Source organism: Tardiphaga sp., from assembly GCF_028290785.1.
Classification (GTDB): Bacteria; Pseudomonadota; Alphaproteobacteria; order Rhizobiales; family Xanthobacteraceae; genus Tardiphaga.
This window is the reverse complement of sequence record NZ_JAQGJD010000095.1, coordinates 1-19524: the sequence shown is the minus strand read 5'-3', so window position 1 is coordinate 19524 and position 19524 is coordinate 1. Positions and strand designations below refer to the sequence as shown.

The following is a 19524-nucleotide window of genomic DNA, read 5'->3' as shown; positions in this document are numbered from 1 at the left end:
GGCCGCGGATCCGGCCGGCTTTCGCCCGCCTTCCACCTGTCCGCGTCCAGCCATTGAAGGCAGCGCCCCGTAGTGGGCACGGACGGTTACCCCCGGCCTCCCGAGTGCGCGGGGATACGTCCTCCCCCCGCCCGCAGGCGCCGCTGTCCTTCTTCCACCGCAAGACGCCTCATGAAGCGCCCCTCGTGAAAAAGGATGCGTCGGAATATAATCATATTAGGACTTTTATCAAGAGACCTTCTGTGTCGTCATCCTGAGGTGTGAGCCGTCTTCGGCTCACCTCGAAGGATGGTGTTCCGCGCCGTCGTCCTTCGAGGCTCGCAAGCGCTCGCACCTCAGGATGACGGCGCTGGGCCGCCCTATCGAACTACCGCCTGTAGCGCTCGACGAAACAATTCTCCCCGGCGACGAAACACATTTCCGGCCCGACGCCATCGGCCGGAAACCGCTGCCCGGTACTTCTCTCCACACAGGGAAGCCGCAGAGACGGCAGGAGGCCGCCATGAACCACTCGCTGCACAGTGCCGACCGATCGACCCATCTGAAGATTGTGATGATAGCGCTGGTCGCTGGCGTCGCGCTGGCCGGATTTGGCGTCGTCGCCCGAAACGGCGCTCAAGACGGCGCCACCCAGACCGCCAGCGCCCGCGTCCTCAAGGCCGGCAAGCCGGTCATGGTCACCACCTCCGGCACCAGCGCGGTACGCTGATCAGCGCGTTCTCCGAACCGGGCGGCCTTCGCCGATGCCGGGGTTGATGGCCAGCGACGCGCCGACCACGCCACCCGCCTCATAGGCTTCCATCGACACCATCCGACTGCCGCCGCGCTGGGTCCGCAGCTTGAGGTCCAGCTTGTCGAATTCGGTATCGACCACCGCCGCCTTGACCGCGACAAGGCCGCGGCCGGTGCTGATTCCGACCTGGTCCCGCGCCGCCTTCATCGCCGTCAGCTTGTGGGCGATCGACGACACCATGCCCAGCGCGAACGAAGCGTTGGCGAGGTGACGTTCGTTGTGGCGGAATTTCTGGTATTCGGCCGACGTCTTGTAGCGCCCTTGTTCGGCACGCACGGCGCCGTCGATCAGTTCGGTCAGGTAGTGCGCCACCTCGATGTCCGAGCGCAGGCCGAAGAACACATAGCGGCTTTCGCCGGCGTGGTTCTTCTCGCGCCAGACCCGGCAGTCGCAAAACAGCGCGATCGAGCCGATGCAGTCGTCGAGCGGGATGCGCTTCTTGCGAAACGTCTCGAAGGCGCGCTGCTCGCACGACGACTCGCGGATTTCAACGTCGGTGAGCGACAGGTCGTAGCGATCGAGCAGTTCCGCCACCTTGGCGGCGGCCGACAGCGCCTCGTCCTCGGTGCAGCCATTGTCGATGGTTTTGGCGCGCAACGCCTGGATGCGCGTCTTCAGCTTGTCGAGCGCGGCGAGATTGGGCGATGGGTCCACGAATGCATTTCCCGGGGAGGAGATCCTGCCCCGGCCTTAGCATGCGGCCGCGCTGCCACAAATGCCCCGGCGAGAGCCGGATCGAGCTAATCGACTCTTGTCCCGGGCGCAGTGCAATGCGCCTCCGTCAGGAGGCGTCATGCGCTGCAGAACCGGGACCGTCAAAAACGCCGACGCTTGGCACGGTCCCGGCTCTGCGGAGCGGCATAACAATGCCGCACCGCGTCCGGGACAAGATTGCGTCAATCCGCGCGATCGATCGCGAGCTAGCGGCCCGCCGCATAACCCTGCATGCCGCGCGGATTGGCGGCGGCGCGGCGACGGCGGCCGACCTTCGAGGCGGCCGTCAGGCGGCCTTCCGACCAGCTGGGGCCGACTTCGACGATATGGCGCTGCTTGGTCAGCGCGTCGATGGTCGCCTTCGGCACGCGGTCTTCGATCACCAACACGCCGGGGCGCGAGGTGCGCGGCCAAAACGAGATCGGGAAATGCTCGGAATGCCAGGCCGGCGCGTCGATGGCTTCCTGCAGATTCATCTTGGCGTGGACGTGACGCAGGAAGAACTGCGTGGTCCACTGGTCCTGCTGGTCGCCGCCCGGCGAGCCCCAGGCCATGTAGGGCTCGCCGTCGCGCAGCGCCATCGAAGGGCTGAGCGTGGTGCGCGGCCGCTTGCCGGGCGCCAGCGCCGCCGGATGTCCCTCTTCCAGCCAAAACATCTGCGCGCGGCTGCCGAGGCAGAAACCGAGTTCCGGAATCACCGGCGACGACTGCAGCCAGCCGCCCGACGGCGTCGCGGAAATCATGTTGCCGGCCTGATCGACGATGTCGAAATGCACGGTGTCGCCGCGCACTTCGCCGAACCGGCCGACGGTAGGCTCGCCGGCCCCCATGGCGCCCACCGCCTCGCGACGGCCTTCCTGATGGCGCTGCTGGATCACCGAGCCGAAGCCCTCGATCGAGCCGGGCCGGAACTCGAGCGAGGCGGTATTAGTGACCAGCTTGCGGCGCTCGTCGTTATAGGCGTCGGACAGCAGCGTCGCGATCGGGATCTCGCTGAAGTTGGGATCGCCATAGAATTTTTCGCGGTCGGCGAAGGCCAGCTTGGCGCATTCGATCTGCAGATGGATGAATTCGGGGCCGGCGACGTCCAGGCCGTCGAGCGCAAAACCTTTCAGCAGCGCGAGTTGCTGCAGCATCACCGGGCCCTGGCTCCAGACGCCGGGCTTGCACACGGTGTAGCGGCCGTAGTCGTAGGTCAGCGGCGCCTCGATGGTCGGCGCCCACTTCGCCATGTCGTCGCCGGTCAGCACGCCCTTGTGCGGCGAGCCGGTGACATCCATGACGTCCTGGGTGCGGCAGAAGCGACCGATCGCTTCGGCGACAAAGCCGCTCGACCACGTCGCGCGGGCGCGCTCGATCTGGGCATCGCGGTCGCCGCCGACGCTCTCGGCCTCGTCGAGAATGCGCTGATAGGTGGCCGCCAAAGCGGGATTGGTAAACAGCGTGCCGGGCATCGGCACTTCGTTGTTCGGCAGATAGACCGCGGCAGAGGTCGGCCAGTGCTGCCGGAACAGTTGTTCGACGGTGGCGATGGTGGCGGCGGCGCGCTCGACCAGCGGATAGCCGTCGCGGGCATAGAAAATGGCGGGTTCGAGCACGTCGCGCAGCTTGACGGTGCCGTAGTCGCGCAGCAGCAGCATCCAGGACTCGAACGTGCCGGGCACGCAGGCCGCCAGCAGGCCGGTGCCGGGTACCATGTCGAGGCCCTGATCGCGATAATACTGGATGGTGGCGCCGGCGGGCGCCGGCCCCTGCCCGCAGATTACTTCCGTTTTCGCGCGCTTCACGTCGTGGACGATGATCGGCACGTCGCCGCCGGGGCCGTTGAGGTGCGGCTCGACCACCTGCAGCGTGAAGGCCGTGGCGACGCCGGCATCGAACGCGTTGCCGCCCTTTTCGAGAATGCCCATGCCAACGGCCGTCGCGATCCAGTGCGTCGAGGTGACGACGCCGAACGTCCCTTCGATTTCCGGTCGCGTGGTGAAGGGATCGGGATTGATGTTGCCCATGAGTTCAGGATCTTTCGCTCGGCTGGATGTTGCCGCGGCAATTGATCACAGCTTGGATCGCATGCCAATCGCAGCGAGTTCCGCGCCACACGAAGCTATATCGTGACACAGCTTTCGCGTGCGCCGGGGGTTACCAACTCTTAATCTCGATGAACCCTCCGCTCATCGGCGGTTCATCGCAATTTCCCTACGATGCATGCACTACCTCGCGCATTGGGAGATCATCATGAAACTGAAACTTGCACTCGCTGGCCTCGTGGCGCTCGGCGGCGCGGCGCTTTCCACCGGAGCCGCCTCGGCGATGCCGATCGGTCTGGCGACCAACACCGACATCGCGTCGAACGTCGAACAGGTCCGGCTGGTCTGCGACCGCTTCGGTCGCTGCTTCCGCACCCGCGGCTATGGGTACGGCTACGGCTACGGCCGCCCGCATTATGGCTACGGCGGCGGTTGGCATCGGGGCGGCTGGCATCGCGGCCACCGCTGGTAAGACGACAAAAGAGGGCTTCGGCCCTCTTTTTTGTTGCCGGCAACCACGGGTTATCCGTCAGGATTGAGCAATTCCATCTTGTCCCGGCTCCGCAGCGTACGACGCCTCCTAGAGCATTTTGGAATGGACGGGCCCAACCGCGTCATTGCGAGCCAGCGAAAATCGCCGAAGGCGACTTTCGCTGAGCGAAGCAATCCAGAGAGCCACACGGACAGTCTGGATTGCTTCGTCGCAAGAGCTCCTCGCAATGACGGTTGAGGGACCGTTCATTGCGAAAAACGCTCACACCCTCGGAATGCTGACGGGCTTGGTCTCCCTGGTCTGCGCGGCGAGCCGGATCGACGCGTTCGCCGCGCCGAACCCGTGATAGTTGCGGCGCTCGACGATTTCGAAAAAGAACCGCTCGTCGAAGGCGTGGGTGTAGATCTGGAAGAACTCGCCGTCGCCCTCGCGGTCGTACAGGATCTGGTTGTCGCGCAGCGCCGCCATGGTGGCTGCATCGAGGCCGTATTTGGCTTCGACGTCGTCGTAGTAGTTCTCCGGAATCTTCAGAAAACTGGCGCCGCGCTGACGCATGGCGGCCACGGCCGCGAAGATATCGTCACATGCGAAGGCGATATGCTGCACGCCGGAGCCGAAGAACTCCGAGATAAAGCGGTTTGACAGGGTCCGCGTTGCCGACGAGCCGTTGAGCACGACGCGAAGCGTCTGGTTGTCATTGATCAGCGCCTGGCTTTGCACCAGGCCGACCAGATCCGCGATCTCCATTTGCGGCAGCCGCTGCAGATCGAGGATGCCGATGTAGAACAGCAGCCACGACGGCATCTCCTCATAGGGCATCGACTGCGAGATGTGATCGACCGCTGTCAGCCGGTCGCCCTCGTCGTCGCTGCGCAACGTCTCGAAATCGGTGTCCCAGTTGTTGCCGGCGTGATCCAGGAAATACAACAGGCTGCCGCCGACGCCGTGGATCGCGGGGATTTCCAACTCGCCGGGACCGACCGGCTGATAGAACGTCTTCGCCTTCAGCGCCTCGGCGCGCGCCATGGTCTTGCCGGCATCGTCGACGTCGAGGGCGATGGCACAGACGCCGGGGCCGTGGGTGACGTAATGCGAATGCGCAAAGCCACCGTGCTCGTGGTTGATCACCAGTTCGATGCGGCCCTGCGACCATCGCTCGACGGCCTTGCTGCGATGAGCGCCGGTCTTGCGAAAGCCAAGCTGCTGCAGCAGCGCGGCGAGGCCGGCGGCGCTGGCTTCGTTGACGGCGAATTCGATGAAGCCGACGCCGTGGCTGCGCGCCGGCGGCTCCAGCATCGCTTTCGGTCCCGCCAGCAGATCCTCCAGCAGGATCAGCGAGCGCAGGCCGTCGGTCGCAATACGCGCGGCAGACCCGGCGCGGAACTGGTCGTTGAAGATTTCCAGCGACCACGGACCGCTGTAACCGGTGGCCATCACCGCCTCCATGAAGCCGGTGACGGGCAGATCGCCCTGTCCCGGGAAACAGCGGAAATGCCGGCTCCACGGCAGCACGTCGAGGCCGAGCTTCGGCGCATCGGCCAACTGCACCAGGAAAATCCTGTCCGCCGGGATCGAGGCGATCGCGGCGACCGGAAAGCCCGGCGCCAGCGCGTGAAAACTGTCGAGGATAACGCCAATCGAGCGGTGGTCGGCGCGGCGCACGATTTCCCACGCGTCGCGATAGTCCCGGACGTGCCGACCCCACGCCAGCGCCTCGAAGCCGACGCGCATGCCGTGCCGTGCCGCGAGGTCGCCGAGCTCGTGGAAGTCCGCGGCGGCGCGGTCGATGCCGCCGAGCGCGGCCGGCGAGACATTGCTGCAGATCAGCATCAGATCGGTCTGCAACTCGCGCATCAGGTCGAATTTGCGTTCGGCGCGGACGAAGTTGCGGGCGCGCTGCGGCTCGGGCATGCCTTCGAAATCGCGAAACGGCTGGAAGGCGCAGATCTTCAGGCCGAGATCACGGCACATCTGCCCGACCTCGCGCGGGCTGCCGCTGTACGACAGCAGGTCCGCCTCGAAGATCTCCACTTCGTCGTAGCCGGCCGCGGCGATGGCACGCAACTTGTCGTCCAGCGCGCCACTAAGCGACACGGTGGCAATGGAATATTTGGTCATGCCGCGGTGTCCGTCATGGCGCCGCCGAGAAATAGCGCCCCGATGCGGGGATCGTTGAGCACGCGGTCGGCCTTGTCGAACAGGCGGGTCTGTCCGAGTTCGAGCACAATCCCGAAATCGGAAATCTCCAGCGCCGAACGGGCGTTCTGCTCGATCATCAGGATCGAGACGCCCTTGTCGCGCAGCTCCTTCAGGATGTTGAAAGTCTGCAGCACCATCAGCGGCGACAGGCCGATCGAAGGCTCGTCGATCAGCACCAGTTGCGGATTGAGCAGCAATCCGCGGGCGATTTCGAGCTGTTTCTGCTCGCCGCCTGACAGCGTGGAGGCCTGCTGCGTCGCCTTCTGGCGCAGCACCGGAAACTTGTCGAGCGCAGATTCGATGCGCGCGGGCAGGTCGGTGATGTCGCGGCCCGCAGCGACCGCGCCGAGCTCGATATTGTGGCGCACCGACAGTTCCGGAAAGATGTTGCGGCCCTGCGGCACGTAGCAGATGCCGGCTGACAAGAGCGCGCGCTGGCTGAGGCCGGTGACGTCGCGGCCCTTGAAGGTGACCTTGCCCTCACGCAGCTTCAACAGGCCGAAGATCGCCTTGAACACCGTCGATTTGCCGGCGCCGTTCGGGCCGATCACGGTGGTGATGGATCCGGCCGGCACCGAAAACGTGGTGCCGTTGAGGATCGTCATCTTGCCGTAGCCGCCGACCAGGTTCTGAACGTCCAGGATCGCGTCGCTCATCGGTCGCTCCTCAATGTCCGAGATAGGCTTCGATGACGGCGGGATTGGCGCGGACTTCGGCGGGGCTGCCCACCGCGAGCACCTTGCCCTCCGCCATCACCATCACGCGCGTACACAGCGACATCACGAATTCCATATTGTGCTCGATCACCACGAAGGTGGCGCGCTTCTCCTGATTGATCGCGCGCAGGCGGTCCTTGAGGTCGGCCAGCATGGTGAGGTTGACGCCGCCGGCGGGTTCGTCGAGCAGCACCAGCCGCGGCCCGCCCATAAAGGCCATCGCCGCATCAAGCAATTTCTGCTGGCCGTAAGAGAGACCGCCCGCGGGCTCCTTCGCCAGATGATCGAGCTTGAAGAAGCCGATCATCTGGTCGGCAGCTGCCGTGAGGCCGGCGTCGGACGGGCCGAGCAGCCGCGACAGCATGTTGCCCTGGTGCTCCTGTCCGGCGAGGATCAGGTTTTCGCGCACCGACAATTTGGGAAACACCTGTAAGAGCTGGAAGGTGCGGCTGACGCCGAGGCCGTTCAGCTCCGAGGGCCGCATTCCGGTGACAACCTTGCCATCGACCTTGACCTCGCCATCGCTCGGCGTGAGCTGGCCGAGGATGCAGTTGAACAAAGTAGACTTGCCGCAGCCATTGGGTCCGATCAGGCCGAGAATCTCGCCTTCCTGGACATCGAAGGAGACGCCGTTGACGGCATGGATGCCGCCAAAACTCTTCTTGATATTGGTGACTTCGAGAACGGCGGTCATGGCGCTGTTTCCAGTCTGGACTTGGCGACGGCGCGCAGGGCGGATGCCGCCTTGGTGCGGCGTTCGGCCATGTAACGGTCAAGGATGCCGAGGATGCCGGTCGGCGAATAGATCAGCAGCAGGATCACGGCGACGGCGTACAACATCAGGTAATAGCCCTGCGTGAAGCGCAGCCATTCCGGCAGCAGCACCGCGATCATCGCGCCGAGAAACGGGCCGAAGAAGAAGCCGGAGCCGCCGACGATCACCATCATCAACAGATCGAGCGACAGCGCGAGGCTGAACGGAACCGGATCGACGTACTGGGTTAGTGGCGCATACAGCGTCCCCGCGACGCCGCCGAGCGCCGAGCCGATGGCGAAGGCCATCAGCGTGTAGCGGCGGGTATCGATGCCGAGCGACAGCGCGCGGACCGGATTCTCACGCAGCGCCACGAAGGCGCGGCCCCACGGCGAGCGGATCAGCCACCATACCGCCAGCGAGACAATGCCGAGCGAGCCCAGGCAGAGATAATAGAACGGCAACGGCCGCCGCGTCGGGAAGCCGAATATTTCCGGCCGGGGAATGTTGCTGATGCCGTAGATGCCCTTGGTCAGCCAGTCCTCGTTGCGGAATACGAGGAAGGCCAGCGTCGAGAACGCCAGCGTGACGAAAGCGAGATAGTGGTGCTGCACCCGCAGCGCCGGGTAGCCGAGAATCCAGCCGATCGCAAAGCACAGCACGATGGCGACGCCGAGGGCGGCGATCAGCGGCAGGCCGTTTGAGGTCATGATCGCCGCGGCATAGGCGCCGATGCCGACGAAGGCGCCCTGAGCCAGCGAGACCTGACCGGCATAGCCCAGCGTCAGGTTGAGTCCCATGGCCGCGATCGTCATCACCGCCCACTGGCTGAGAATGAACAGCCCGTAGCGGTTGAAATTCATCGGCACGACGATCAGCGCTGCGATGACGATCACGCCAAAGGCGATCTGTAGATATTTGCCCGCGGTCATACCGTGCGCTCCTCGGGCCGGCCGAACATGCCCTGCGGCCGCAGCAGGATGACGGCGATCAGCAAAATCAGCGGCACCGCGGCGCGGTACTGCGTCGAGACATAAGCGGCGGCGAGATTATCGACGACGCCGATCAGCAGCCCGCCGGCGATAGCGCCGCGGACCTGGTTGAAGCCGCCGACGATGGCCGCAATGAAGGCGGCCTGGCCGAGCACTTCGCCGCTGGAAAATTTGGCCAGATAGATCGGCGTGATCAGGACGGAAGCCAGCGCCACCAGGAAGGCGTTGATCAGGAAGGTGAACAGGATCATCCGCTCGACCGGCACGCCGATGATCTTCGCCACCGTCGGGTTCTGTGCGGCGGCCTGCATCTGATGGCCGATCGAGGTGCGGTTCAACAGCGTGGTCAGCGCGAGCACTGCGAGGATGGCGAGCGCGAGCACCCCGATGCTCTGCAGCGCCACCGGGCGGCCGAGGATCGAGATGTCGCCGGTCGGCACGATGGAGGGGAACGGCGAGGCCTCGGCGCTCCAGAACTGCTTGACGGCTTCCTTGATGCCGATCGCCAGCGCCATGGTGGCGATCGCCAGCGGCAGCACGCCGTGGCGCAGCATCGGATCCACCAGCAACATCTTGAAGCCGAGACCGAGCAGCAGCATCGACAGCAGGATGCCGATCAGGATCGCCAGCCAGAATGGCGCGCCGGCCTGCATCGCCGCCAGCATCAGGAACGCCGGCAGCATGACGAATTCGCCCTGCGCGAAGTTGATGGTCTGCGAGGTCTGCCACAACAGCGTGAAGCCGACCGCGACAATCGCATAGATCGCGCCGGTGGCGAGGCCGGCGACAAGAAGATCGAGCAGGTTGGACATGGGTGACTCCAAATCTCCAGATAGCTTGCGACGCGATATCGCATTGAAGCACCGGCCGCGCGCTCCCTCGCCCCGCTTTTGCGGGGAGAGGGCTGGGGTGAGGGGCTCTTGTGAGAGAAACTCTGGCTCCCCTCACCCGAAGCCGAGCTGACGCTCGGCTCCGACCTCTCCCCGCAAGTGGGGAGAGGTTAACAGCACCGCTCAGTTATTCAGCTTCGGCAGCACCTGCTTGATGACCTGCTTGCCTTCCACGACTTCCGCCAGAAAACCCTGACGGTCGATGTCGCCATTGGCGTCGAAGGTCGCGTCCATCAGGATGCCGGGCTCCTTGGCGGCGGTGATGGTGAAGCCGTGCAGGGCATCGGCAAACCCCTTGGAGTCGACCTTGCCCATCTTCTCGGTGGTAGCCTTGATCATGTAGATCGCGAGCCAGCCCTTGAGGCCGTTGTGATCCGGCACGTAGTTGTACTTCTTGACGAACTTGTCGCGGAACGCCTTGATCAGTTCGACCGGAGCATCGGTGGTGAGGCCGACGTGGCCACGGGCGCCATTGGCGGCATCGCCGGCGAGCTCGATCACTTTCTGGCCGACCAGGGTGGTCTCGCCCATCAGCGGCACGGTGATGCCCTGGCGCTTCAGCTCCTTGAGGATGCGCGCGCTCTCTTCCTCGTTGACGTAGATGAACACCGCCTCTGGCGCCGCGGCCTTGATCTTGCTGACGTCGGCGGCGAAGTCGGCCTGTCCCGCTTCCGTGGAGATGTCGGCGGCGACCTTGATGTTGTACTTGGCGAATTCCTTGGTGATGACGTCGCGACCGCCCTTGCCGAAGTCGTTATTGACCCAAACGATCGCCACCGACTTGGCCTTCAAGTCATCGTTGATGTATTTCGCCACTTTCGGCATCGAGGATTGCTGGCCGAACGAGGTGCGGAACAGGAATCTGTTGCCGGACTGGGTGAGTTCGGCGGCCTCGCCGCCCATGATCTGTGTGATGCCGGCTTCGGCGGCGAGCGGAGCGGTGACCTTCACCGAGCCGGAGTAGCCGGGTCCGAGCAAAACGTAGGGCTCGGCGTCGAGCGCCTTCTGCACCTGGGCGCGGGCGACGCCGGGGTTGGACTGCGAGTCCGCGTGGGTGACTTCCAGCTTGCGGCCGAGCACGCCACCCTTGGCGTTGATCTCCTCGATGGCGAGATCGATGCCGTTCTTCCAGTTGGTGCCGACTGTGGCGCCGCCACCGGACAGCTCGGCGACGTTGGCGAGCTTGATCGGCGCGCCCTGTCCGAATGCGGCAGTGGTCATGATGGTCGCGAGCAAGGCGCTCGCCAAAAATACAGGCTTCATAAAGTCCTCCCTTGGTTGTCGTTTCGGTCGTTTACCGCGGCCTTGTATCCGGCCGCGTTGTCATGCTGCATTAGTTGCAGGGTACCTTTTGGCCATCACGGCGTCGAAAGCAATTCCCATTTCGACGGTCGAAGGCTTCAATCCTGTAAATAGTTCGAAGGCGTCCGCGGCCTGATAGATCGCCAGGTCGCGCCCGGTCATGACCGGCGCGCCCTTGGCCTTGGCCGCCAGCAGCAGCGGCGTCCACAGCGGCGAGTAGACGGCATCGGCGACCCACAGGTCGGAGCGCAGCAAGGCGTCGGGCACCGGCGTGCCCTTGTTCGGCGACATTCCGACCGGGGTGCCGTTGACCACGCCGACGGCGCCGCGCAACGCGTCCTCGACGCTGGCGGCAATAGCGACGTTCTGCCCGGCCGGCAGCAGCGACACCAGGTGCTCGGCCTTGGCGCGGTCGGTATCGAATATCCGGATTTCGGTGACGCCGAGATCCGCCAGCGCAAAGGCGATCGCCTTGCCGACGCCGCCGGTGCCGATCACCGCGACCGGACCGCGACCGGAGGCCTCGACCAGTTGCCTAACGGCCCGTGCAAAGCCCGTGGTATCGGTATTGTGGCCGGTCAAACGGCCATCGCGCACCACCACGGTGTTGACGGCGCCGATCGCTTTGGCCCCCGGCGACAGATCATCCAGCAGATCGAGCACGGCTTCCTTGTAGGGAAACGTGACGTTGATGCCGGCAAAGCCCAGCCGGCGGACGCCTTCCAGCAACAGTTGCAGTTCGTCACGGCTGGCGCCGGCGACCTCGATCAACTGATAGTGGCAGCGTGCGCCCAGCGCGTCGGCGGCGCGTTCATGCATGGCCGGTGAGGCCGAATGCGCGATTGGGGCGCCGAGCAGCCCGGTGAGAACCCGGCGGCCGGACGATGGCGGGATTGGCGCAAGCGAAATCATAAGCGGATGGCCAATGTGCAAGACGGCATGGAGTGCCACGAAATCGACATCAGGATAGCGCGATGGCGATCTAACACAATTACCCTGTTATGCAACAAACATAACACGATGTTATTTTTTTCGAGACCGCGCCACCGGCTGTTTGGCGGCCCGCGGGCCCACCGCCCGCATCTCGGCGCGCAGGCAGTCGATGAAGTGCTCGATATGCAACGACAGCGGCGCGCCGCGCTTCACGGCAATATAGGTGTCGAAATGGGTGGGCTCGATGATCGGCACCGCGACGACGCCGGGATAGCCGCCATGGGCGACAGTGAACTGGTCGATGACGGCGATGCCCAGCCCGGCCTTGACCAGCGCGCAGACCGTGGTGCCGAACCGGGCCCGGATGGTGATGTCGTATTTGAGTTTATAGCGGGCGAATATCTCGGCCATGATCCGGCCGTAGGGATCGTTGGGATCGATGCCGATCAGCGGATAACGGATGATTTCCTTCGCGGATACCTGCTTGCGGCCCACCAGTTCGTGGCCTTCAGGCACGATGCAGAACAGTTCGCCCGAGGCCAGCGGCAGAAAATCCAGACCGGGGTGCTCGAGCCGGTAGCTCATGGCGACGCAGTCGCCACGGCCGAGCAGCAGGTAGTCGATGGCTTCCTCGAGCTTCAGGATGTTGATGTCGATGCGGACTTCCGGGTAGCGCCGCCGCACCTTCTCGATCGCGCGCGGCACCATCACCTGGGAGATTGACGGCACAGAGCCGATCCGCAATTCCGACAGCGCGCCGCGACCGATCTTTGAGATGATCTCGGTGAGGTCATCGACCTTCTTGTAGACGCCGTTGATCTGCTCGAAGATGTTGTGCGCTTCCGGAGTCGGAAAATAGCGACCGTTCTGGCGCTGGAAGAAACGGATGCCCAGCGACTTTTCGGTGTACTTGACCAGCCGGCTGATGCCGGGGGCCGAGACGTTGAGCAGCTTGGCGGCGCCGCCGATGGTGCCGGTGACCATGACGGCACGGATCACCTCGACCTGACGCAACGTCATCATTCGCCTACCCCCGCAACGAACGCCAGCGCGGGAAAGCGCTGACCGGACCGACCATGGCATGCCTATGCCATGGTCGGCCACCCGTCGTCACGGCGGCAGTTGAACAAGGGTCAGTAGGCGACCGCGTTGGGCCGGCCGACGCCGCAGTACAGAAAGCCGTTCCGCTTGACCTCTTCCGGCGAATAGATGTTGCGCAGATCGACGATCACCGAGCTGGCCATGATCGACGCCATTTCCTGCAGGTCGAGCGCGCGAAACTGCTCCCACTCGGTCACGATCACCAGCGCATGGGCGCCGGTGGCGCAGTCATAGGCGCTGTCGCAGAACGTGACGTCGACGAACACCTTTTTGGCCTGTTCCATGCCGACGGGATCGAAGATCCGCACCTCGGCGCCCATATCCTGCAACGCGGTGATCAGCGGGATCGAGGGCGCGTCGCGCATGTCGTCGGTGTCGGGCTTGAAGGTGACGCCGAGCACGGCGATGGTCTTGCCGCGGATGTTGCCGCCGAACGCGACCGAAACCTTGCGCGCCATCGCCCGCTTGCGCTGGTCGTTCACGGCCACCACCGTTTCGACGATGCGTAGCGGCGACTCGTTATCCTGCCCGGTCTTGATCAGCGCCAGCGTGTCCTTGGGGAAGCAGGAACCGCCATAGCCCGGCCCGGCATGCAGGAATTTGAGGCCGATGCGGTTGTCGAGACCGATGCCGCGCGCCACTTCCTGCACGTTGGCCCCGACCTTCTCGGCCAGATCGGCGATCTCGTTGATGAAGGCGACCTTGGTGGCGAGGAATGCGTTGGCCGCGTATTTCGTCAGCTCGGCCGTTCGACGATCGGTATACAGGATCGGCGAGGAGTTGATGTGCAGCGGCCGATAGACTTCGCCCATCACGCCGCGCGCCCGCAAGTCGTCGGTGCCGATAACGATGCGATCGGGATGCTTGAAGTCGCGGATTGCGGCCCCCTCGCGGAGGAATTCCGGATTCGAAACCACGGCAAAACGGCCGTCCGGCTTTTCCTCGCGGATGATGCGCTCGACCTCATCGCCAGTGCCGACCGGCACGGTCGACTTCGTCACCACCACCGCACCGTCCGGCAGGAAGCCGGCGATCTCGCGCGTCGCCGCGTAAACATAGGACAGATCGGCATGCCCATCGCCGCGCCGCGACGGCGTTCCGACCGCGATGAACACCACCTCGGCATTTTCCACCGCCGATTTCATGTCGCTGACGAAGCGCAGCCGCCCCTGCTTGATGTTGACGGTCACCAGTTCGGAGAGGCCGGGCTCATGGATCGGGATTTCTCCCTTGTTGAGCGCTGCGATCTTCTGCGCGTCGGTATCGACGCAGATGACATGATGCCCGAAATCCGAAAAACACGCCCCCGATACCAGTCCGACATAGCCGGCACCCACCATGGCAATCCGCATTTATAATCCTGTTGTTCGCCCGCGACGTTCGCGCTGTTTCGTGACCTGACCGAGAAGCTAGCTGTTCAGAATGGCTTCGCCGTCGAGGTGCGGTGGAAAGAAGAAGAAGTTGTTGACGTAGAATTGGCCGGTCTTGCGGCCGCCGTCCGACATCAGTGCGCTGGCATCCTGCATTTCGTCGGATTGGAATTGATCGATCGGCGTGACGCGATCGTCCATCAGGAAGAAGCCGCGATAGGACTTGTCCTCGAAGAATTCAAACACCGACCGCGTCGCTTCGGCGCGGTGGCGGTCCTCGGCTTCGACAAGGAAAACCGGCTGGCAGCGATCGATCAGACCGGTGGCGCCGTTGAGAACATTCAGCTCATGACCTTCGACATCGATTTTGACGAAGGCGACCTCCTCCTCGACGATGGTGTCGAGCCGCGCCATCGGCACCTGGGTCGATAGCAGACGCTTGCCCGGCGCGTGGATCTGCGGCTCCAGAGACGCCAGACCGTGGACCAGCCCGTCTTCGCTCTGGGGAATGAACAACTCTGCGTCGCCGTTTTGATCCGACAGCGCCATTTCATGAATCGTCACGTTGGCAGCCGACGTCCGCCGCAGCAGCGTCGCCATCTCCTGCGACGGTTCGAAGGCATAGACCTGCTTCGACAACCGGGCCAACTCCCGCGTGTAGAGCCCGCAATTGGCGCCGACATCGACGGTCAGCGCCCAGGGCGGCACGATCTTGTCGAGATAGGACAGTTCGCGTTCCGCGGTCTTGGGCCGATGGGCGAAGTGCCATTGCAGCCAGATCGACGGAAAGGTCTGTTTCAGAAAGTTCTTGGTCTGCTGTGCGGTGTTCATCATTTGCGCCTCTGTTGCCAAGAGAATGACAGGACCGACCTCACGTCGTCCGCGGTAAAGCGGGCGGCGGGATATCTCCGTCCTCATGGATGCCAAGGGAATAAGGTGCTGCGCGCCAAGGTGGTGGCCCGGAGAAGTCCGGGCCGACCGGTCAGAAACCGCTGCCGGACAGGAACTCGCGGCGAACGGTGCGTACGATGATCATCAGATCCATGCGCAGCGACCATTTTTCGATGTAATCGAGGTCGTAGTCGATCCGGGCGATCGCGCGGGACGCCTCAACCGTGCTGCCCCGGCAGCCGCTCACTTGTGCAAGCCCCGTGATTCCCGGGCGGGCGGTGTGCCGCTGAAAATAATACGGCACCAGTTCCTCGTAGGGGACGTTGGCCGCGAGCATGCCCGGGACATGGGGCCGCGGACCGACCAGCGACATATCGCCCTTGATGACATTCAGAAGCTGCGGAATCTCATCGAGACTGGTCATGCGCAGGATCTTTCCGACCGGGGTGACCCGCGAATCCCCTTGGACAGCCTGCTGGACGCCGGCGTCACAAGCGTCGGTTCGCATCGAGCGGAATTTATAGATGCGGAACGACCGGTTGCGATATCCGTAGCGGCTCTGCTGGAACAGCACGGGTCCCGGCGACGTCATCTTGATCGCGATCGCAACTGCAATCCACAAAGGCGCGAAAAAAAGCAATGCGGCGCCGGCAGCGGCTATGTCGAAAATTCGCTTTCCGACGGAACTGGAAGGTCCGGCGCGGGTCGCTGCAACCGGGCGGCGGGCGCGGTAGCTCGGACGGCTGGAGAACTCGACCGGGCGTACCGATATCGCCCTCCGCCGATCCCATAGCGCCGACGAATTGTCGTGGTTGAATCTGGCTGTTGTCACTGTCGAAATCATTGCGCTTTGCTTTCTTCCGAAGTCTGAGAATGCCAAGGCGGCAGCACGCACTTTGTCTGAAACGGTCGATCCTCCTCATTCTGACGGCAGGATTGCTGACGAATTCTTCCCCAGCAGACGGGCAGCAATTTCTCTTCAACGAGCTTTTCTGAAGTTGATGAGGGAAATGCGGCGCTAAGGCGATGAGCGCGGCTTAATTGTTTGCGGCGCATCATGACAGATTGGTGCAATGCGAAGATTGATTTGCAATGCGAGATAGTTACGAGCCGTGCTATAAATTTACGCTGCGTGTACGGTGACGCAGTCATGCAGAATTGTTACAGCGAACGGGTTCAAAGAAATCGCCGCGGCCACTGGAGTGAGGCAACGATCAAGCTTAATAAAAATGAAGTAAATGGTCTCAGTTGTTTTCGCGCGATTCATCAAAAGCTAAACGGTCTATTCTATTCTGCCATTGCAATCAGGCATTTAGCGCACCGGTTTTATCATGATCGCGAAACTCAGAACGAGTCACACGACGACGCTGGCCGACCCACCGATCCGCGAATCGCGTTCCGCCGCGCGCCCCGCTGACATGCGGCCTACAAATTTCGCGATTGACCCGGAAACGAATATTTCTCGTCGCCGGATGCGAAATCGTTTCATTCTGGCGAACGCCATCGCCTGGTTTGCCATCATTGTGGCGGTGCGCCTGATTTTCTTCTGATTTGCCGACGATCGAATCTGCATCACAACCTCGCGGTCATGCTGCCGGTGGTGCGACCGATTGACCACGGCGCGGATCCGTGACGACAGTCCCAAAATGTCGCACCCCTTCGCCACGATTCCGCAGCCCACACCCGCTTCGCTGCCGGCGGAGACGCGCGTCTACGCCGTCGGCGACATTCACGGTCGCTTCGATCTGCTGACCGATGTTGTCGCGCGCATTGACGACGATCTTCAACGCAGGCCGATCCGGTATTCAGCCGAAGTCTACCTCGGCGATTACATCGACCGCGGCCCGGAATCGAGCAGCGTGATTACTCTGCTGGCAACCAGGATGGTTCGAAATCGCGCGATCTGCCTGCGCGGCAACCATGAGGCGATGCTGGAGGCGTTTCTCGACGATCCCGCCGAGTTGCAGCACTGGCTACCGCTCGGCGCGCGGCAGACGCTGTCATCGTATGGCATTTCTTCGACGGCGCGTCAGCAAACGCCGCAATCGCTCCATCAACAATTCAGCGCGGCTTTTCCACGCGCGCACGACCTTTTCCTGCAATGTCTGCGCAACAGCTTTTGTTGCGGCGACTTTCTGTTCGTGCATGCGGGCATCCGCCCCAACGTGTTGATCGAATTGCAGGAACCGCACGACTTGATGTGGATCCGCAACGAGTTTCTCAATTCTACCGACCAGCATGAAAAGTACATCGTGCACGGTCACACGCCGGTGCCGCATCCCGACATCCGCAGCAATCGCGTCAACATCGATACCGGGGCGTGGCGCACCGGAGTACTGACGTGCATCGCCATCGAAGGCGACAGCATCCTGATTCTGTAGCTCGCCGACAGAACTGCACGAGGCGTCACATGCTTTTGCCTTGTTTGCGAGAGTAATGTTCAGATTGAATTCACCGACCGCGCCGAGGTCGATTACCACGCCTAGGATTTCATGATGTTGAAACGACCATTTAGCGTTGCGGGCCTGTGTCTCTTCTTGATGCTGGCTGCCGCAAATGCGATTTCGTCCGTCCCCGCAGCAGCGCAGGGCCAACAAGCGGCGTCCGGTGCCTATACGCTTGGACCGACTGACAGAATTCGGTTGAAGGTATATGGCGAAGCGGACATCAGCGGCGAGTATGAGATCGATAGCAATGGCTACGCCTCGATCCCGCTGGCGGGACGCATCAAGGCGGCCGGCCTCACGACCGGGCAGCTCGAGCGCTCGATCGCAGCAGCCCTATCCAAAGGAATCGTGCGGGATCCGCGTGTCAACATCGAGATTGCCTTGTATCGCCCCTATTACATTCTCGGCGAGGTCAAGAAGAGCGGCGAATATCCTTACCGAATCGGGATGACCATTCTGGATGCAGTGGCCAGCGCAGGCGGATTTACCTATCGCGCCAATGAGAGCAAAGTGTTCCTGCGTCGTGCCGGCGGAGCCACGGAAGAAGTTTATCCGCTCGACGCACCGGTTCGAGTCTTTCCTGGCGATAATATTCGCATTCCCGAGCGCTACTTTTAGGCGACTTGCATCAAGTGCGAGCATCGCGGGCGCACCAACAAAACTTCGCAGTGCGGTCTCTGCCATAGTGTCGTCTCTTTACGATGTGTATGATGTTGCAGCGCAGAAGCGTTGATCCATTCGCACGTATACTCACGAACGCTCATTCGTTCTGTCAGACGTATTTTCCATAACGCCATTGCTCGTCGAAGTCGGCGCAGGCTCGTGCTCCTGCTGACGGTGCTGTGACGTTTGGGAGCGGTCTAACAGTGAATGATCGTCCTCACCAGGGAAGATGGATGAATCGTGCGTTGATATGCCCGGGTATTGTTGTTGATCGCGACAAATCGGCACGCTTGGCAGTCTCGCCCGGACGCCGACGCGGGTTTGGATTCGCATCGGGCTCCGCAACGATGATCGTGCTCGGCCTTGCTTCGCCCGCAAGCGCGCAGGTGATTCCATCCGGCACCGACGTCGTCGCCGCTCCCTGGAATGCGCAGAAGGTATTCGAACCGTCGATCTTGCCGGACCTCACGCCGCCTGATGCGCGCGATGAGATACCGCCAGAGGATATGCCGGTGAAGCAGCGACAGCAGCCTGGTTACGAGCCCGTCGGTATTCGTCAGGGATCCTGGATGTTCAACCCGCAACTGATTTCGGGAACCTTCTACGACAGCAATGTATTTTCATCGAACACCGACAAGCGGGCGGACATGGCTGCCGTCATCGCGCCGTCATTGCGCGCCCATACGCTGTGGGAGCGCCACGGCATTGATATCAAGCTGGACACGCAATCGACGATCTATAACGAGAACTCCAGTCTCAACCAGACCAATGCCAGCCTGAAGGGCAATGCCTGGTACGACGTCTCCCACGATCTCGCCGTGCTGACCAACTTCCAGATCGCGCATCTCAACGAAGGCGTGGGCACGCTGAGTTCACCCTCCAATGCCGTATCGCCGACGCCCTATAATCTGTTCTCGGGCGACGTCAGTATCCGCAAGGAATTCAACCGGCTGGCGGCCTCCACCGGCATCAGTGTGGATTCCTACGATTACGGATCGACGCGCGCGCAGGACGGCACGATCATCAATCAGGACGGTCGCGACGGCCAGATCTATGCCGTGCACGGCCGTCTCGACTACGCGTTCTCGCCGATTTTCGGCTGGTTCGCCGGTGTCGAAGGTAACCAGCGCAATATTCGTGGCACGCCGGCGCAGTCGCTGGATTCGCAGGGCTATCGAACGCTGTCGGGCGTCACGATCAGTCTGGCCCATCTGATTACCGGCGAAATCGGTGCCGGCT

19 protein-coding genes are annotated in these 19524 nt (G+C 62.8%); 6 read left to right on the top strand and 13 right to left on the bottom strand.

Features of this window, described 5'->3' with window-relative positions; translation table 11 throughout:
* Window positions 1–502: 502 nt before the first annotated feature.
* Complete coding sequence (locus tag JWR89_RS05340; protein WP_299712678.1) at window positions 503–709, top strand: hypothetical protein; 207 nt, start codon at window positions 503–505, stop codon at window positions 707–709.
* On the opposite strand, the gene JWR89_RS05335 is transcribed toward JWR89_RS05340, so the two are convergent.
* Both JWR89_RS05335 and JWR89_RS05330 read right to left on the bottom strand, forming a co-directional pair.
* Window positions 710–1447: a DUF2786 domain-containing protein gene (locus JWR89_RS05335; RefSeq protein WP_299712675.1), complete on the bottom strand. Its 738-nt coding sequence runs from the start codon at window positions 1445–1447 to the stop codon at window positions 710–712. It abuts the gene before it with no gap.
* A 266-nt stretch (window positions 1448–1713) separates the two neighbouring features.
* The gene (locus JWR89_RS05330; protein WP_299712672.1) at window positions 1714–3516 is read right to left on the bottom strand and encodes a gamma-glutamyltransferase family protein; all 1803 of its coding nucleotides are present in this window, start codon (window positions 3514–3516) and stop codon (window positions 1714–1716) included.
* A 226-nt stretch (window positions 3517–3742) separates the two neighbouring features.
* Between JWR89_RS05330 and JWR89_RS05325 the strand changes: the two genes are divergently transcribed.
* Window positions 3743–4006: a hypothetical protein gene (locus JWR89_RS05325; protein WP_299712669.1), complete on the top strand. Its 264-nt coding sequence runs from the start codon at window positions 3743–3745 to the stop codon at window positions 4004–4006.
* A gap of 282 nt (window positions 4007–4288) precedes the next feature.
* On the opposite strand, the gene JWR89_RS05320 is transcribed toward JWR89_RS05325, so the two are convergent.
* From JWR89_RS05320 to JWR89_RS05270, 11 genes are all read right to left on the bottom strand, one after another.
* The gene (locus tag JWR89_RS05320; RefSeq protein WP_299712666.1) at window positions 4289–6145 is read right to left on the bottom strand and encodes a sugar phosphate isomerase/epimerase and 4-hydroxyphenylpyruvate domain-containing protein; all 1857 of its coding nucleotides are present in this window, start codon (window positions 6143–6145) and stop codon (window positions 4289–4291) included.
* Window positions 6142–6882, bottom strand: coding sequence for an ABC transporter ATP-binding protein (locus tag JWR89_RS05315; protein WP_299712663.1), 741 nt, complete (start codon window positions 6880–6882; stop codon window positions 6142–6144). Before JWR89_RS05315 ends, JWR89_RS05320 begins: the two co-directional genes overlap by 4 nt.
* A 10-nt stretch (window positions 6883–6892) precedes the next feature.
* On the bottom strand, window positions 6893–7636 hold the full coding sequence (locus JWR89_RS05310; protein ID WP_299712659.1) for an ABC transporter ATP-binding protein: 744 nt from the start codon (window positions 7634–7636) through the stop codon (window positions 6893–6895).
* Window positions 7633–8628 (bottom strand): branched-chain amino acid ABC transporter permease, encoded by a 996-nt coding sequence (locus JWR89_RS05305; protein WP_299712657.1) that lies wholly within the window; start codon window positions 8626–8628, stop codon window positions 7633–7635. The genes JWR89_RS05310 and JWR89_RS05305 overlap by 4 nt, the downstream gene beginning before the upstream one ends.
* Window positions 8625–9500: a branched-chain amino acid ABC transporter permease gene (locus JWR89_RS05300; protein ID WP_299712655.1), complete on the bottom strand. Its 876-nt coding sequence runs from the start codon at window positions 9498–9500 to the stop codon at window positions 8625–8627. Before JWR89_RS05300 ends, JWR89_RS05305 begins: the two co-directional genes overlap by 4 nt.
* Window positions 9501–9701: 201 nt before the next feature.
* On the bottom strand, window positions 9702–10841 hold the full coding sequence (locus JWR89_RS05295; protein WP_299712654.1) for an ABC transporter substrate-binding protein: 1140 nt from the start codon (window positions 10839–10841) through the stop codon (window positions 9702–9704).
* A 60-nt stretch (window positions 10842–10901) separates the two neighbouring features.
* Complete coding sequence (locus JWR89_RS05290) at window positions 10902–11792, bottom strand: shikimate dehydrogenase (RefSeq protein WP_299712652.1); 891 nt, start codon at window positions 11790–11792, stop codon at window positions 10902–10904.
* A 111-nt stretch (window positions 11793–11903) separates the two neighbouring features.
* Window positions 11904–12836, bottom strand: coding sequence for a LysR family transcriptional regulator (locus tag JWR89_RS05285; RefSeq protein ID WP_299712651.1), 933 nt, complete (start codon window positions 12834–12836; stop codon window positions 11904–11906).
* 110 nt (window positions 12837–12946) lie between these two features.
* The gene (locus JWR89_RS05280; RefSeq protein ID WP_299712649.1) at window positions 12947–14266 is read right to left on the bottom strand and encodes a UDP-glucose/GDP-mannose dehydrogenase family protein; all 1320 of its coding nucleotides are present in this window, start codon (window positions 14264–14266) and stop codon (window positions 12947–12949) included.
* A gap of 57 nt (window positions 14267–14323) precedes the next feature.
* A complete protein-coding gene (locus tag JWR89_RS05275; protein WP_299712647.1) occupies window positions 14324–15118 on the bottom strand; it encodes an FkbM family methyltransferase in 795 nt (264 codons plus the stop codon).
* Between the two features lie 148 nt (window positions 15119–15266).
* On the bottom strand, window positions 15267–16070 hold the full coding sequence (locus JWR89_RS05270) for a sugar transferase (RefSeq protein WP_299712644.1): 804 nt from the start codon (window positions 16068–16070) through the stop codon (window positions 15267–15269).
* A gap of 436 nt (window positions 16071–16506) precedes the next feature.
* On the opposite strand from JWR89_RS05270, the gene JWR89_RS05265 reads away from it, so the two are divergent.
* The 4 genes from JWR89_RS05265 to JWR89_RS05250 form a co-directional block, all read left to right on the top strand.
* A complete protein-coding gene (locus tag JWR89_RS05265) occupies window positions 16507–16725 on the top strand; it encodes a hypothetical protein (RefSeq protein ID WP_299712641.1) in 219 nt (72 codons plus the stop codon).
* 96 nt (window positions 16726–16821) lie between these two features.
* On the top strand, window positions 16822–17556 hold the full coding sequence (locus JWR89_RS05260) for a metallophosphoesterase family protein (protein ID WP_299712638.1): 735 nt from the start codon (window positions 16822–16824) through the stop codon (window positions 17554–17556).
* Window positions 17557–17667: 111 nt separating this feature from the next.
* Window positions 17668–18240, top strand: coding sequence for a polysaccharide biosynthesis/export family protein (locus JWR89_RS05255; protein ID WP_299712635.1), 573 nt, complete (start codon window positions 17668–17670; stop codon window positions 18238–18240).
* 392 nt (window positions 18241–18632) lie between these two features.
* Window positions 18633–19524: outer membrane beta-barrel protein (locus JWR89_RS05250; RefSeq protein ID WP_299712632.1), on the top strand; the 892-nt coding region annotated here is incomplete at its 3' end.

What these genes read in the sequence shown, in the direction of transcription:
- JWR89_RS05340 (WP_299712678.1), top strand. Translation starts at nt 503, where the DNA reads ATGAACCACTCGCTGCACAGTGCCGACCGATCGACCCATCTGAAGATT.
- JWR89_RS05330 (WP_299712672.1), bottom strand. Translation starts at nt 3,516, where the DNA reads ATGGGCAACATCAATCCCGATCCCTTCACCACGCGACCGGAAATCGAA.
- JWR89_RS05325 (WP_299712669.1), top strand. Translation starts at nt 3,743, where the DNA reads ATGAAACTGAAACTTGCACTCGCTGGCCTCGTGGCGCTCGGCGGCGCG.
- JWR89_RS05320 (WP_299712666.1), bottom strand. Translation starts at nt 6,145, where the DNA reads ATGACCAAATATTCCATTGCCACCGTGTCGCTTAGTGGCGCGCTGGAC.
- JWR89_RS05315 (WP_299712663.1), bottom strand. Translation starts at nt 6,882, where the DNA reads ATGAGCGACGCGATCCTGGACGTTCAGAACCTGGTCGGCGGCTACGGC.
- JWR89_RS05310 (WP_299712659.1), bottom strand. Translation starts at nt 7,636, where the DNA reads ATGACCGCCGTTCTCGAAGTCACCAATATCAAGAAGAGTTTTGGCGGC.
- JWR89_RS05305 (WP_299712657.1), bottom strand. Translation starts at nt 8,628, where the DNA reads ATGACCGCGGGCAAATATCTACAGATCGCCTTTGGCGTGATCGTCATC.
- JWR89_RS05300 (WP_299712655.1), bottom strand. Translation starts at nt 9,500, where the DNA reads ATGTCCAACCTGCTCGATCTTCTTGTCGCCGGCCTCGCCACCGGCGCG.
- JWR89_RS05295 (WP_299712654.1), bottom strand. Translation starts at nt 10,841, where the DNA reads ATGAAGCCTGTATTTTTGGCGAGCGCCTTGCTCGCGACCATCATGACC.
- JWR89_RS05290 (WP_299712652.1), bottom strand. Translation starts at nt 11,792, where the DNA reads ATGATTTCGCTTGCGCCAATCCCGCCATCGTCCGGCCGCCGGGTTCTC.
- JWR89_RS05285 (WP_299712651.1), bottom strand. Translation starts at nt 12,836, where the DNA reads ATGATGACGTTGCGTCAGGTCGAGGTGATCCGTGCCGTCATGGTCACC.
- JWR89_RS05280 (WP_299712649.1), bottom strand. Translation starts at nt 14,266, where the DNA reads ATGCGGATTGCCATGGTGGGTGCCGGCTATGTCGGACTGGTATCGGGG.
- JWR89_RS05275 (WP_299712647.1), bottom strand. Translation starts at nt 15,118, where the DNA reads ATGATGAACACCGCACAGCAGACCAAGAACTTTCTGAAACAGACCTTT.
- JWR89_RS05265 (WP_299712641.1), top strand. Translation starts at nt 16,507, where the DNA reads ATGATCGCGAAACTCAGAACGAGTCACACGACGACGCTGGCCGACCCA.
- JWR89_RS05260 (WP_299712638.1), top strand. Translation starts at nt 16,822, where the DNA reads ATGTCGCACCCCTTCGCCACGATTCCGCAGCCCACACCCGCTTCGCTG.
- JWR89_RS05255 (WP_299712635.1), top strand. Translation starts at nt 17,668, where the DNA reads ATGATGTTGAAACGACCATTTAGCGTTGCGGGCCTGTGTCTCTTCTTG.